Source organism: Pseudomonas putida (assembly GCF_028682395.1).
GTDB classification, from domain to species: Bacteria; Pseudomonadota; Gammaproteobacteria; order Pseudomonadales; family Pseudomonadaceae; genus Aquipseudomonas; species Aquipseudomonas putida_AB.
In genome coordinates this window covers 277874-291469 of sequence record NZ_JANHLC010000002.1, presented here as the reverse complement: position 1 = coordinate 291469, position 13596 = coordinate 277874, and the positions used below count along the sequence as shown (strand labels likewise).

Below are 13596 nucleotides of genomic sequence, written 5' to 3'. Positions count from 1 at the left end.
CCTCACTGAACCGCGGCCGCTGGCGTGTGCAACAACACAACCGCAGCGGTCACCAGCAAATTGATCAGGGTCAGTGGCAGGCAGAATTTCCAGCTGAAATCCATCACCTGGTCATAACGCGGGCGCGGGATAGAGGCGCGCAGCAGGATGAACAGCATGATGAAGAACGCGGTCTTCAGGGCGAACCAGACGAAGGACAGTTGCGGCAGGATGCCGAACGGACCGTGCCAGCCACCGAAGAACAGGGTGACCAGCAGCGCCGAGATCAGGATGATGCCGATGTATTCGCCGACGAAGAACATGCCCCATTTCATGCCGGCATATTCGATGTGGTAACCGTCGGCCAGTTCCTGTTCCGCTTCCGGCTGGTCGAAGGGGTGACGGTGAGTCACGGCTACGCCAGCGATGAAGAAGGTACAGAAACCGAAGAACTGCGGAATGATGAACCACAGGTTCTGAGCCTGGTACTCAACGATGTCGCGCATGTTGAACGAGCCGACCTGCACCACGATGCCCATCAGCGCGAGGCCCATGAACACTTCGTAGGATACGGTCTGGGCCGAGGCCCGCAAGGCGCCCAGCAGGGCAAACTTGTTGTTGCTCGACCAGCCGGCGAACAGCACCGCGTAGACCGACAAACCGGCCATGGCGAAGAAGAACAGCAGGCCGATGTTCAGGTCCGCCACGCCCCAGGTCGGGGTGATCGGGATGATCGCGAAAGCGATCAGCAAGGCGCTCATGGCGACCACCGGGGCCAGGGTGAAAATCACCTTGTCGGCGAACGGTGGGGTCCAGTCTTCCTTGAAGAACATCTTCAGCATGTCGGCGGCGATCTGGAACATGCCGAACGGGCCAACGCGGTTCGGACCGTAGCGGTCCTGCCACCAGCCCAGCAGACGTCGCTCGACGAAGCTCAACAGCGCACCGGCAACGACCACGGCCAACAGAATGACGATGGCCTTGATCACCGTGATAATCACGTCGATCACATCAGGTGTGAACCAGGTCATTGCGCCGCCTCCTGCAGACCGTCAACGGATGTGCCGACGATGGCCGGTGGAATACCGGCCAGACCTGCCGGCAGTGCCACCAGGCCAGCGCCCAGTTCTTCATTGATGCGCAGGGGCAGACGCAGGGTCTTGCCAGCGACGTTGAAGCTCAGCAGGGCACCTTCATTGACGCCCAGGCGATCGGCTTCAGCCTTGGCCAGTGCGATGTAGGGCGCAGGAATGCGCTCTTGAACCGGCGCGGCGCGGGAGGAGTTTTCCTCGCTGCCAAACAGGTGGAAGAACGGCACGACCTGCCAGGTACCCTGGGCCGGGGAGAAGGCCCGCGGCACGCTGGCGAACCAGCTCAGACGGTCGCCCTGGGGCTCGATCAGACGGGTGCCCGGGTCACCGGCACGCAGATGACCCCCGACTTCGTCCTGGAACTTGTTCCAGGCCTGTGGCGAGTTCCAACCCGGCGACCAGGCAAATGGCACTTGCTGGCGCGGTTCGGCGGAGCCCGAGTAGCCTTCCATGGAGAAGGCGAACGCGGTGTCCGGGTCTTGCGGGGTGCGTGGTTCGTGCACGCTGATATTGGCGCGCATGGCCGTGCGGCCGCTGTAGCGCAGAGGCTCGCGGGCCAGTTTCATGCCTTTGATGCGGAATGCGGCGGACGGTGCGGCGTCGACGATGGCGGCCAGTTCGGCAGTGCTCGCGGCGCAGGCAGCGGTCACGTGGTCGAGTTGGGTCCAGTCCACCGGCTTGTTCAGCAGGGTCGCGCGCAGAGCGTGCAGCCAACGCCAGCCTTCGTGCACGAGGATCTCGGCATTCAGGTATTGCGGGTCATAGACCTGGAAGAAGCGCTGGGCGCGGCCTTCCTGGCTGACCAGGGTGCCGTCGCCTTCGGCGAAGCTCGCCGCTGGCAGTACCAGGTGGGCGCGTTCGGCGGTGGCGGTCTTCTGGTGGTCGGCGACGATCACCACTTTGGCTGCGGTCAAGGCTGCATCGACCTTGGCTGCGTCAACGCGGGTGTACAGGTCGTTTTCCAGCACGACGATGGCGTCGGCCTGGCCATCGATCACCGCTTGCAGCGCGGCATCGGCGGACTCGCCACCCAGCAGGGCCAGGCCCAGGCTGTTGGCTTCCGGTACGACCAGGCTCAGGGAGCCGGCCTTGTCACGCAGCTTGAGGGCCTTGGCGATGTTGGCAGCGGCTTCGAGCAGCGCCTTGGAACCCAGGGAAGTACCGGCAATGATCAGCGGGCGCTTGGCGGCCAGCAGGGCATTGGCGATGCGTTGCGCCAGTGCCAGTGCTTCGCTGTCCAGGCCTTCAACGGCCGGGGCGCTGGCGTCGAGGGCGTGGGCCACGGCGAAGCCGATACGGGCCAGGTCGTCAGGGGCGGCATGGACGCACTCTTCGGCTACGTCGTCGAGCTTGGTTTCAGCCAGGCTGGCGATAAACAGTGGGTTCAGCGCGTGCTGGCCAATGTTTTTCACCGCAGCGTCGAGCCATGGCTGAACGCGCATGGCTTCGGCCATTTCCTCGGCCTTGCCCTTGACCGACTGGCGCAGGGACAGGGCGATACGGGCGGCGGTCTGGGTCAGGTCTTCACCCAACACGAACACGGCGTCGTGATCTTCGATCTCGCGCATGTTCGGAATCGGCAGCGGGCTGTCCTTGAGGATCTGCGCGACCAGGCGGATGCGCTCCAGCTCGCCGGCTTCGATGCCCGAGTAGAAATGCTCGGCACCGACCAGCTCGCGCAGGGCGTAGTTGCTCTCCAGGCTGGCACGTGGCGAACCGATACCGACGATGTTACGGCCGCGCAGCAGGTCGGCGGCCTTGTCCAGGGCGTCGTCCAGGCTCAGCTTGGTACCATTGGCGAGCAGCGGCTGGCGGGGACGGTCTTCACGGTTGACGTAGCCGTAGCCGAAACGGCCGCGGTCGCACAGGAAGTACTGGTTCACCGAGCCGTTGAAACGGTTCTCGATGCGGCGCAGTTCGCCGTAGCGCTCGCCCGGGCTGATGTTGCACCCGCTGGAGCAGCCATGGCAGATACTTGGCGCGAACTGCATGTCCCACTTGCGGTTGTAGCGCTCGGAGTGGGTCTTGTCGGTGAACACGCCGGTCGGGCAGACCTCGGTGAGGTTGCCGGAGAACTCGCTTTCCAGGGTGCCGTCTTCAACGCGACCGAAGTACACGTTGTCGTGGGCACCGTATACGCCCAGGTCGGTGCCGCCGGCGTAGTCCTTGTAGAACCGCACGCAACGGTAGCAGGCGATGCAGCGGTTCATTTCGTGGGAAATGAACGGGCCGAGGTCCTGGTTCTGGTGGGTGCGCTTGGTGAAGCGATAGCGGCGCTCGTTGTGGCCGGTCATCACGGTCATGTCTTGCAGGTGGCAGTGACCGCCTTCCTCACAGACCGGGCAGTCGTGGGGGTGGTTGGTCATCAGCCATTCGACGACGCTGGCCCGGAAGGCCTTGGATTCTTCATCGTCGATGGAGATCCAGGTGTTGTCGGTGGCGGGGGTCATGCAGGACATGACGATACGACCACGGGTGTCGTTTTCGTCGGTGTATTGCTTGACCGCGCACTGGCGGCAGGCACCGACGCTACCAAGCGCGGGGTGCCAGCAGAAATACGGGATGTCGAGGCCTAGGGAGAGACATGCCTGTAATAGGTTGTCTGCCCCATCGACTTCGAGCGCTTTGCCGTCTACGTGGATAGTGGCCATGGTTCAAAGTTCTTCGTTGGCCCGCGTCTGCGGGCGTGGCTAATGGAATCCTGGTGCTCGCCTGGCGCATCAAGGGTGCGGCTTCAGGCGAAGGGAGGGCGGCACGGACCGCCCTCGCTCGATACGGTTACGCGCCGACGACGATCGGCTTCGCCAGAGGCGGTACGGCAGCGCTGCTAGGCGCGATGCCGGCCTCGAACTCCGGACGGAAATACTTGATTGCGCTGCCCAATGGTTCCACGGCGCCCGGTGCGTGAGCACAGAAGGTCTTGCCTGGACCGAGGAAGCCGACTAGACCCAGCAGGGTCTCGATATCGCCGGCCTGGCCTTCACCGTTCTCGAGGGCGCGCAGGAGCTTGACGCTCCATGGCAGGCCGTCGCGGCACGGGGTGCAGAAGCCGCACGATTCACGGGCGAAGAACTCTTCCATATTGCGCAGCAGCGACACCATGTTGACGCTATCGTCGACCGCCATGGCCAGGCCGGTACCCATCCGGGTGCCCACTTTGGCGATGCCGCCTGCGTACATTTGTGCGTCCAGGTGCTCGGGCAGCAGGAAGCCGGTCCCGGCGCCGCCTGGCTGCCAGCACTTGAGCTTGAAGCCATCGCGCATGCCGCCGGCGTAGTCTTCGAACAGCTCGCGGGCGGTGACGCCGAATGGCAGTTCCCACAGGCCCGGGTTCTTCACCTTACCGGAGAAGCCCATCAACTTGGTGCCGTGGTCTTCACTGCCTTCGCGGGCAAGGGATTTGTACCAGTCGGTGCCATTGCCGATGATCGCTGGCACGTTGCACAGGGTTTCGACGTTGTTTACGCAGGTCGGCTTGCCCCACACGCCAACGGCGGCAGGGAAGGGCGGCTTGGAGCGCGGGTTGGCGCGGCGGCCTTCGAGGGAGTTGATCAGGGCGGTTTCTTCACCGCAAATGTAACGCCCGGCGCCGGTGTGGACGAACAGCTCGAAATTGAAGCCGCTGCCCAGAATGTTCTTGCCCAGCAGGCCGGCGGCCTTGGCTTCTTCCACGGCACGGTTGAGGTGCTTGGCGGCGGTGGTGTATTCGCCCCGCAGGAAGATATAGCCGCGGTAGGTCTTCAGCGCGCGGGCGCTGATCAGCATGCCTTCGATCAGCAGATGGGGCAGTTGCTCCATCAGCATGCGGTCCTTCCAGGTGTTGGGCTCCATTTCATCCGCGTTGCACAGCAGGTAGCGGATGTTCATGGATTCGTCTTTGGGCATCAGGCCCCACTTTACACCCGTGGGGAAGCCTGCGCCGCCGCGGCCCTTGAGGCCGGCGTCCTTGACGGTCTGGACGATATCGTCCTGGGACAGGTCGGCGAATGCCTTGCGCGCGGCGGCATAGCCGTCCTTGGCCTGGTATTCGTCGAGCCACACCGCTTCGCCGTCGTCACGCAGACGCCAGGTCAGTGGGTGGGTTTCTGCCGAGCGCGCGATGCGGTTGGCAGGGCCGAAGGAAGTCAGGGTCATACGTAGCCCTCCAGCAATTTGGCAACGCCGGCCGGCTGTACGTCACCGAAGGTGTCGTCGTCGATCATCAGCGCCGGCGCCTTGTCGCAGTTGCCCAGGCAGCAGACCGGCAGCAGGGTGAAACGCCCGTCTGCGGTGGTCTGGCCGAGGCCGATGCCCAGGGTGCTCTGGATCTGACTGACCACCGACTCATGGCCGCCGATATAGCAGACCATGCTGTCGCACACGCGGATGATGTGGCGACCGACCGGCTGGCGGAAGATCTGGCTATAGAAGGTGGCCACGCCTTCGACGTCGCTGGCGGGGATGCCGAGGATCTCGCCGATGGCGTAGAGCGCGCCGTCAGGCACCCAGCCACGTTCCTTCTGGACAATTTTCAGGGCTTCGATGGACGCCGCGCGCGGGTCCTCGTAGTGATGCAGCTCGTGCTCGATGGCCGAGCGCTCGGTTTCGCTGAGGGCGAAACGGTCTGTCTGGATAAGCGTGCTGTTCATGCTTAGCGGTCCACGTCGGCCATAACGAAGTCGATACTACCCAGGTACGCGATCAAGTCCGCGACCATGCTGCCTTTGATCACCGAAGGGATCTGCTGCAGGTGCGCAAAGCTTGGGGTACGAATCCGGGTGCGGTAGCTCATGGTGCCGCCATCGCTCGTCAGGTAATAACTGTTGATGCCCTTGGTCGCTTCGATCATCTGGAAGGATTCGTTGGCCGGCATGACCGGGCCCCACGAAACCTGCAGGAAGTGCGTGATCAAGGTCTCGATATGCTGCAGCGTGCGCTCTTTTGGCGGCGGCGTGGTCAGCGGGTGATCCGCCTTGTACGGGCCGGCAGGCATGTTGCGCATGCACTGGTCGATGATCTTGATGCTCTGGCGCATCTCCTCGACGCGGACCATGCAGCGGTCGTAGGCATCGCCATTGGCGGCCAGCGGCACTTCGAACTCGAAGTTCTCGTAGCCCGAGTAGGGACGCGCTTTGCGCAGGTCGAAATCGCAACCGGTGGAACGTAGGCCTGCACCCGTGACGCCCCATTCCAGGGCCTCCTTGGTGTTGTAGGCGGCGACGCCGATGGTCCGACCCTTGAGGATGCTGTTCTGCAGGGCGGCCTTGGTGTACTCGTCGAGGCGCTTTGGCAGCCAGTCGACGAATTCCTTGACCAGTTTTTCCCAGCCGCGAGGCAGGTCATGGGCGACGCCGCCGATGCGATACCAGGCCGGGTGCAGACGAAAGCCTGTAATGGCTTCGATGACCTTGTAGGCGCGCTGACGGTCGGTGAACGTGAAGAACACCGGGGTCATGGCGCCGACGTCCTGGATATAAGTACCCAGGAACAGCAGGTGGCTGGTGATCCGGAAGAACTCGGCCATCATGATGCGGATGGTGTCGACCCGGTCCGGGACCTTGATGCCGGCCAGCTTCTCTACGGAGAGCACGTACGGCAGGTTGTTCATCACGCCGCCGAGGTAGTCGATCCGGTCGGTGTACGGGATGAAGCTGTGCCAGGACTGGCGTTCGGCCATTTTCTCGGCACCACGGTGGTGGTAGCCGATGTCCGGTACGCAGTCGACGATTTCTTCGCCATCGAGTTGCAGGATGATGCGGAAGGCACCGTGAGCCGAAGGGTGGTTCGGGCCCAAGTTGAGGAACATGTAGTCCTCGTTGGCGCCGGAACGCTTCATGCCCCAGTCTTCAGGGCGGAAGCGCGCGGCTTCTTCCTCAAGCTGTTGCTTGGCCAGGTTCAGGGTGAACGGATCGAATTCGGTGGCGCGGGCCGGGAAGTCCTTGCGTAGCGGGTGACCTTCCCAAGTCGGCGGCATCATGATGCGCGACAGGTGCGGGTGGCCGGCAAAGTCGATGCCGTACATGTCCCAGACTTCGCGCTCATACCAGTTGGCGTTGGGCCAGATTCCGGTCACGGTCGGCAGGCTGAGGTCACTCTCGCTGAGGGCCACCTTAATCATCACGTCGCTGTTACGTTCGATCGACAGCAAGTGGTAGAAGACGCTGAAGTCAGCGCCCGGCAGGCCCTGGCGCTTGGTGCGCAGGCGCTCGTCCACGCCATGCAGGTCATAGAGCATGACGTACGGCTTGGGCAGGTTGCGCAGGAAGGTCAGGACTTCGATCAGTTTGGCGCGGGTCACCCACAGTACAGGCATGCCGGTACGGGTGGCCTGGGCGGTGAACGCCTCGGGGCCAAAACGGTTGTTCAGTTCGACGACCACATCTTGGTCGTCAGCCTTGTAAGGCGGGATGTACAGAGCGGTGTCTGCAGTCATGGTCTCGGTCGCTTTCGGTCAACGTAAAGAATGAAGCCAGTTACTCGTTTCTGGATAAGAAGCAGGTCTGGATCAGACTTCGTCGGGGCTGCGCAGGTTGGTCACCTGAATACGCTGTTCGCGGCGCTGTTCCTTTTGCGACGGCATCTCGGCGCGGTACACGCCTTGATCGCCGACGACCCAGGAAAGTGGGCGACGCTCCTTGCCAATCGATTCCTGCAACAGCATCAGGCCTTGCAGAAATGCTTCTGGGCGGGGCGGGCAGCCAGGCACGTAGACGTCCACGGGCAGGAACTTGTCCACCCCCTGAACTACGGAGTAGATGTCGTACATGCCACCGGAGTTGGCGCACGAGCCCATGGAGATGACCCACTTGGGTTCGAGCATTTGCTCATAGAGACGCTGGATGATCGGAGCCATCTTGATAAAGCAGGTACCGGCAATGACCATGAAGTCGGCCTGGCGCGGTGATGCCCGGATGACTTCGGCGCCGAAGCGGGCGATGTCGTGGGGCGCCGTGAAGGCGGTGGTCATTTCCACGTAGCAGCAGGACAGGCCGAAGTTGTACGGCCACAGGGAGTTTTTACGCCCCCAGTTGACTGCACCGCTCAGCACGTCTTCGAGCTTGCCCATGAAGATGTTTTTGTGGACTTGATCTTCTAACGGATCGGAAACGGTTTCCCGCTCGCCGATCGGATACTGCTCGTTAGGAGCATCGGGGTCGATCCTGGTGAGATTGTATTGCATTGCCAAAGCCTCATTGTTTCAGCTTCGCTTGCCGCTTAAGACGAGCTTGCGGAGCCCAATCAAGCGCCCCCACTCGGAAAAGGTAGACAAGGCCTGCCAACAGAATTGCTATGAAAACGAGAGCTTCGACAAATCCGGTCCAGCCGCTTTCGCGGACGGACACAGACCAGGCAAAGAGAAAGAGGGCTTCGATATCGAAGATCACGAAGAGCATCGCGACCAGATAGAATTTGGCTGAGAGCCGCAAGCGGGCGCCACCTGTAGGTAGCATGCCGGACTCGAACGGTTCGTTTTTGCTGCGGCCCCAGGCTTTTGACCCGAGGAGGCTGGAGACACCGAGCATGAAGGCGCAGAGGCCGACAACGCCGAGAAGGAAAATGGCAAAGCCCCAGTTGTGGGCCATGAGTCCTGTCGCTTCGGGCATGCTGGTAATCCTTAACAGAGAGCAAAGGTCTCTGAGCTTGAAAAAGTAATAAAGCAGTGACGATATGTCGCAGCGCAATCAATCCCGGTGATTTTATGGGTAAACACCGAGCAAGTAAATTTTCTAGGGCGAAATTATTTATTGAAATAAGGACATAGGGTTCGCCAAAAGCCCTGTGGGTCAGGCCCTGCGGGCATTAGCGGGGCTTTTGTTAAATAACTTTTGTGGTTGTTGTAATGAATAAAGCTTGGTCTAAATGATAATCAGTATTGTTTGCGTTGGTTTTAATCCACCCATCGCAGGCGCATCGGGAAGTTGCCTTAATATAGTAGCTTGCGAACTAGTTGCCTGCCGCTTTTAACTGTTTTTTCCGCGCCCCGGGGTGCGTTGGGTCAACGCTTCGGCGCTTATCGTCGATCTGTTTGCAGGCGCCGTGCGCCTCATGGAATGCCGAGCGGGCAATCGCCAGGCTAAAAAAAACGCCCCGAACCAGTCGGGGCGTTAGTTTTTCAGGCGTTCCAGTGGTTGTTTACACGTCCTGGCGCGGCCTGTTGACGATCAATCAGTGGAACTGTTCTTCTTCGGTCGAGCCGGTCAGGGCGGTAACCGAGGACGAGCCACCCTGGATGACGGTGGTCATGTCGTCGAAGTAGCCGGTGCCTACTTCCTGCTGGTGCGCCACGAAGGTGTAGCCTTTGGCGGCGTCAGCGAATTCCTGCTCTTGCAGTTTCACGTAGGCGGTCATGTCGTTGCGGGCGTAGTCGTGCGCCAGGTTGAACATGCTGTGCCACATGTTGTGGATGCCCGCCAGGGTGATGAACTGGTGCTTGTAACCCATGGCCGACAGTTCGCGCTGGAACTTGGCGATGGTCGCGTCGTCCAGGTTTTTCTTCCAGTTGAAGGAAGGCGAGCAGTTGTAGGACAGCAGTTGGTCCGGGTATTCCTTCTTGATCGCTTCGGCGAAGCGACGAGCCTCGTCCAGGTCCGGCTTGGCGGTTTCGCACCAGATCAGGTCGGCATATGGCGCGTAAGCCAGGCCGCGAGCGATGGCTTGGTCCAGGCCGGCGCGCACTTTGTAGAAACCTTCCTGGGTACGGGTGCCAGTCACGAACGGCTGGTCGTACGGGTCGCAGTCGGAAGTCAGCAGGTCAGCAGCGTTGGCGTCGGTACGGGCCAGGATGATGGTCGGTACACCGGCAACGTCGGCAGCCAGACGAGCCGCGGTCAGCTTTTGTACGGCTTCCTGGGTTGGAACCAGTACCTTGCCGCCCATGTGGCCGCATTTCTTCACGGAAGCCAGCTGGTCTTCGAAGTGAACGCCGGCGGCGCCTGCTTCGATCATGCTCTTCATCAGCTCGTAGGCGTTCAGTACGCCGCCGAAACCGGCTTCGGCGTCAGCCACGATCGGTGCGAAGTAGTCGATGTAGCCTGCGTCGCCCGGGTTTTTACCGGCTTTCCACTGGATCTGGTCGGCACGACGGAACGAGTTGTTGATGCGCTTGACCACGGTCGGTACGGAATCGACTGGGTACAGCGATTGGTCAGGGTACATCGATTCGGCGGAGTTGTTGTCCGCAGCTACTTGCCAGCCGGACAGGTAGATCGCCTGGATGCCAGCCTTGACTTGTTGTACAGCCTGGCCGCCGGTCAGGGCGCCCATGCAGTTGACGAAATCTTTCTCTGGGCGGAAAGCCGGCTTGGCGCCCTGGGTCACCAGGTTCCAGAGCTTCTCGGCACCCATGCGGGCCAGAGTGTGCTCAGGTTGAACCGAACCACGCAGACGAACGACGTCGGCAGCGGAGTAGGTGCGAGTCACGCCTTTCCAGCGCGGGTTTTCAGCCCAGTCTTTTTCAAGGGCTGCAATTTGCTGTTCGCGTGTCAGTGCCATGGAGATAAACCTCGTCGCATAGGTCTTGGGTGGAAAATTCCTTGCTCCGCCCCGTGCGCCTGATTTGAAAGGGCTGCACATTGGGTTGCTCGCTGACCAGAAGCTGGGTGGTCAAGTCGGTTTGGCGGGGTGGGCGACGGTTGAACGATGGGCTCGAGAATGGAAGAGCAGGTAAGGGCGAATCTGTCGGGCGCAGCCGGGCGTCGTGGGCCTGGTTGACGAACTGCAGAAGTATTGCCGGACTACCTAATTACGCTTCCGTCCCTCGGGACAACTTCGTTCCAGTCGCAACCTCGTCAAACGGCCTTGTGGGCTGTACAGACACGGATCGGCTCAGTTGGGTAGCTTAGAGACGGTCCGAAGGCCCTTGCCAGGGCCCCTGATTAGCGGGAGCGGGGCCATCATGCCTCCGCTTTTTTGCCTCGTCAAATGTTTTGTAGTGCTTTTTTTATGGCACTACATCTTTGGTCTAATACGACTCATCAGTCAGTTCTGGGCTTGCTAGTCCAGCGTCTCGACTTTGACCCGCAAGGTCATGTCATCGCGGCCCTGGGTCGAGTAGCGCTGGGCGATCCCCTGCTGGTCAGCCTGGTTCTGGCGATTGACGCCGGCCAGGGTGATCCACTCGCCAAGGCGTCCGCTGACTTTTGTGTCGGTACTTTGCACGTTCACTACATCCGGGCGTTCCTGGCTCATGCGGTCGCGGTTGGTGGTGATGCTCAGGTGCACGATATCGCCGGTCACGCTGGCAGTGACGTAGAAACCCTGGGTGACGTTGCGGTATTGGGTCTGGTTGATCGGACGACCATAGGCGTCGAGCTGGGTGCTGGTCAGTGGCACGCTCTGGCCGACCTGGATCAGTGCCGGCGAGCCTTCGCTGGCCTGGACCTGCTGGATACCGCCATCGCGGCTGTCGGTGCTGCGGTTGATGATGCGTGTCTGCGCGCGACCATCGACGCCACCGTTGCCGGCACTGATCGAGCCATTGACGCTGTAACCGCGTTGGTCCTGGGTAGTGTTCTCGCTGGTATCGACGGTGATCAGCAGGCGCTTGGGGGCGGTGTCCAGTTGTGTGAGCAGGGTGCGCAGCTCGTCGATTTTTGCCGGCTCGGCGTTGACGATCAGTTGGTTGCCATAGGCGCTGACGCTGCCGTCCTTGCCGAGAAAAGACTGGGCTACGGGCAGCAGGTCGCTGCTGGTGCGGTAGTGCAGGGGCAGGATCTGGGTGGCGGCACTGGCGCTGAAGCTGCATGCCGCCAGCAGGCCGATCAGGAAGGTGCGTAGGGACATGTCCGTTATCTCCGTATTCGAGGTTATGAGTGTGCCAGTTTCTCGGCAGCATGGCAGGGCAAGTTGAATCCCGGATGGCAAAACGCCCCAAGGGCGTAAGCCGTTGGGGCGTCAGGATTGCCAGTGTTTTCGGGATGGGCCCGAACCCTGGCTTCAGGCGGCGTCGCGGACCATGTCGACGTGAGGGATGCCGGCCTCGAGAAACTCCTCGCTGACGATCCGAAAGCCCAGTCGCTCATAGAACGGCGTGGCGTGTACCTGGGCACTGAGCATCTGCTGTTTCAGGCCGCGCTTCTGGGCTTCATCGATAACGGCCTGCATCAGCGCATCGCCGACTTTGAGCCCGCGCCAATCCTTGAGGACCGAAACCCGGCCGATATGGCCGTCCGGCAACAGGCGTGCGGTGCCGATCGGGAAATCGCCCTCGAAAGCGAGAAAATGCACGGCGGTATCGTCGTCGGCGTCCCATTCCAGCTCGGGCGGCACCGACTGCTCAGCGATAAACACCGCCTCGCGGATGCGGCGCAATTCGGCATTGTCCTTGTGCCAGTCGGCGACTTCTACGTGGATTCTATTCATCGGCAAACCCCAGGCTTCCTTGCTTGACCAGCTCGCAGAGCAGGTTGCGTCCATCTTCGTCGGCCAACCATTGGCCGAGATTGTCGATATGCAGGGCGTCGGCCGCGCAGATCATTTTCAGCAGTTCGCGCAGCTTGCCCGGCAGCAGGCGGCTCTGGCCGCTGGCAAACAGCAGTAGATCGTCGTCGACTTCCGACCAGGCCAGGCGTGCACTTGGGTTGCGGATCAGGATGGCACCCTGTTGCAGGCCGTCGAGCAGGTCTTCTTCTTCGAGCTCGGGGCCGACCACGAGTTCCGGGTAGCGGGGCTCGGTCATGAACTGGCCAAACCAGGTCAGCAGCAGCCGTTCGTCGCTCATGTGCTCGGCGAGCAGCTTCTTGAGGCGATCGAGGGCGTCGTGCTGGATCTGGTGCGGGTCGCTGACCGGCTTGGCATCGGCGTCGGTGTAGCGCTCTTCGTTCGGCAGGAACTGGCAGAGGAAGTCGGTGAAGTGGGTCAGTACTTCAGCGGCACTTGGCGCGCGAAAGCCCACGGAGTAGGTCATGCATTCATCCACGGCGACGCCGCAGTGGGCCAGGCGCGGGGGCAGGTAGAGCATGTCGCCGGGCTCAAGGACCCATTCGGCCGTCTCTTCGAATTGCGCCAGGATGCGCAGGTCGGCATGCTCGATCAGCGGGCTGTCGGAGTCGCACATCTGGCCGATTTTCCAGTTGCGCTTGCCGTGCCCCTGCAACAGGAACACGTCGTAGTTATCGAAGTGCGGGCCCACGCTGCCGCCAGGCGCGGCGTAGCTGATCATCACATCGTCGATCCGCCAGCTGGGCAGAAAGCGGAAGTTCTCCAGCAGTTCGGCCACTTCCGGGACGAACTGATCGACGGCCTGGACCAGCAGGGTCCATTCGCTCTCCGGCAACTGGCTGAAGGCGTCTTCGGCGAAGGGGCCGCGACGCAGCTCCCAGGGGCGCTCGCCGTGTTCGATGATCAGGCGCGATTCGACTTCTTCTTCCAGGGCCAGGCCGGCCAGTTCGTCGGCATCGATCGGGCTTTCGAAGTCAGGGATGGCTTGACGGATCAGTAGCGGTTTCTTCTGCCAGTAGTCGCGCAGGAATTCTTGCGCAGTCAGGCCGCCCAGGAGTTGAAGAGGAGTGTCAGAATTCATGTGTAACCTATTGAAAAAAAGCATTTT

General features: G+C 61.5%; 11 protein-coding genes. All 11 read right to left on the bottom strand.

The features are described 5' to 3' along the window. Positions 1 to 2 precede the first annotated feature (2 nt). The 11 genes from nuoH to NPS46_RS06595 all read right to left on the bottom strand — a co-directional run bounded on the left by nuoH (position 3) and on the right by NPS46_RS06595 (position 13569). Entirely contained in the window at positions 3 to 1010 is a 1008-nt protein-coding gene (gene nuoH / locus NPS46_RS06645; protein ID WP_274105636.1) for an NADH-quinone oxidoreductase subunit NuoH, read from the bottom strand. Further along, positions 1007 to 3721 carry an NADH-quinone oxidoreductase subunit NuoG gene (gene nuoG / locus NPS46_RS06640; RefSeq protein ID WP_274105635.1) on the bottom strand — a complete coding sequence of 905 codons (2715 nt, stop codon included), beginning with the start codon at positions 3719 to 3721 and terminating at the stop codon, positions 1007 to 1009. The genes nuoH and nuoG overlap by 4 nt, the downstream gene beginning before the upstream one ends. 127 nt (positions 3722 to 3848) lie before the next feature. After that, positions 3849 to 5204: an NADH-quinone oxidoreductase subunit NuoF gene (gene nuoF, locus NPS46_RS06635; protein ID WP_274105634.1), complete on the bottom strand. Its 1356-nt coding sequence runs from the start codon at positions 5202 to 5204 to the stop codon at positions 3849 to 3851. Further along, the gene (nuoE, locus tag NPS46_RS06630; RefSeq protein ID WP_274105633.1) at positions 5201 to 5698 is read right to left on the bottom strand and encodes an NADH-quinone oxidoreductase subunit NuoE; all 498 of its coding nucleotides are present in this window, start codon (positions 5696 to 5698) and stop codon (positions 5201 to 5203) included. The genes nuoF and nuoE overlap by 4 nt, the downstream gene beginning before the upstream one ends. 2 nt (positions 5699 to 5700) lie before the next feature. After that, the gene (gene nuoC / locus NPS46_RS06625) at positions 5701 to 7482 is read right to left on the bottom strand and encodes an NADH-quinone oxidoreductase subunit C/D (RefSeq protein ID WP_274105632.1); all 1782 of its coding nucleotides are present in this window, start codon (positions 7480 to 7482) and stop codon (positions 5701 to 5703) included. 72 nt (positions 7483 to 7554) lie between these two features. Next, positions 7555 to 8229 (bottom strand): NuoB/complex I 20 kDa subunit family protein, encoded by a 675-nt coding sequence (locus NPS46_RS06620; RefSeq protein WP_274105631.1) that lies wholly within the window; start codon positions 8227 to 8229, stop codon positions 7555 to 7557. 10 nt (positions 8230 to 8239) lie between these two features. Next, a complete protein-coding gene (locus tag NPS46_RS06615; protein WP_274105630.1) occupies positions 8240 to 8653 on the bottom strand; it encodes an NADH-quinone oxidoreductase subunit A in 414 nt (137 codons plus the stop codon). A gap of 562 nt (positions 8654 to 9215) precedes the next feature. Then, the gene (gene aceA / locus NPS46_RS06610; RefSeq protein WP_274105629.1) at positions 9216 to 10541 is read right to left on the bottom strand and encodes an isocitrate lyase; all 1326 of its coding nucleotides are present in this window, start codon (positions 10539 to 10541) and stop codon (positions 9216 to 9218) included. Positions 10542 to 11042: 501 nt separating this feature from the next. Then, the gene (locus NPS46_RS06605) at positions 11043 to 11831 is read right to left on the bottom strand and encodes a secretin N-terminal domain-containing protein (RefSeq protein ID WP_274105628.1); all 789 of its coding nucleotides are present in this window, start codon (positions 11829 to 11831) and stop codon (positions 11043 to 11045) included. 153 nt (positions 11832 to 11984) lie between these two features. Continuing rightward, positions 11985 to 12410 carry a GNAT family N-acetyltransferase gene (locus tag NPS46_RS06600; protein ID WP_274105627.1) on the bottom strand — a complete coding sequence of 142 codons (426 nt, stop codon included), beginning with the start codon at positions 12408 to 12410 and terminating at the stop codon, positions 11985 to 11987. After that, the gene (locus tag NPS46_RS06595; protein ID WP_274105626.1) at positions 12403 to 13569 is read right to left on the bottom strand and encodes a cupin domain-containing protein; all 1167 of its coding nucleotides are present in this window, start codon (positions 13567 to 13569) and stop codon (positions 12403 to 12405) included. Before NPS46_RS06595 ends, NPS46_RS06600 begins: the two co-directional genes overlap by 8 nt. Positions 13570 to 13596: the final 27 nt, after the last annotated feature.

Bases quoted from the DNA above. Each gene is read 5' to 3' on its own strand.
- NPS46_RS06620 (WP_274105631.1), bottom strand. From the start codon at position 8,229: ATGCAATACAATCTCACCAGGATCGACCCCGATGCTCCTAACGAGCAG.
- nuoH (WP_274105636.1), bottom strand. From the start codon at position 1,010: ATGACCTGGTTCACACCTGATGTGATCGACGTGATTATCACGGTGATC.
- nuoG (WP_274105635.1), bottom strand. From the start codon at position 3,721: ATGGCCACTATCCACGTAGACGGCAAAGCGCTCGAAGTCGATGGGGCA.
- nuoC (WP_274105632.1), bottom strand. From the start codon at position 7,482: ATGACTGCAGACACCGCTCTGTACATCCCGCCTTACAAGGCTGACGAC.
- aceA (WP_274105629.1), bottom strand. From the start codon at position 10,541: ATGGCACTGACACGCGAACAGCAAATTGCAGCCCTTGAAAAAGACTGG.
- nuoF (WP_274105634.1), bottom strand. From the start codon at position 5,204: ATGACCCTGACTTCCTTCGGCCCTGCCAACCGCATCGCGCGCTCGGCA.
- nuoE (WP_274105633.1), bottom strand. From the start codon at position 5,698: ATGAACAGCACGCTTATCCAGACAGACCGTTTCGCCCTCAGCGAAACC.
- NPS46_RS06600 (WP_274105627.1), bottom strand. From the start codon at position 12,410: ATGAATAGAATCCACGTAGAAGTCGCCGACTGGCACAAGGACAATGCC.
- NPS46_RS06595 (WP_274105626.1), bottom strand. From the start codon at position 13,569: ATGAATTCTGACACTCCTCTTCAACTCCTGGGCGGCCTGACTGCGCAA.
- NPS46_RS06615 (WP_274105630.1), bottom strand. From the start codon at position 8,653: ATGCCCGAAGCGACAGGACTCATGGCCCACAACTGGGGCTTTGCCATT.
- NPS46_RS06605 (WP_274105628.1), bottom strand. From the start codon at position 11,831: ATGTCCCTACGCACCTTCCTGATCGGCCTGCTGGCGGCATGCAGCTTC.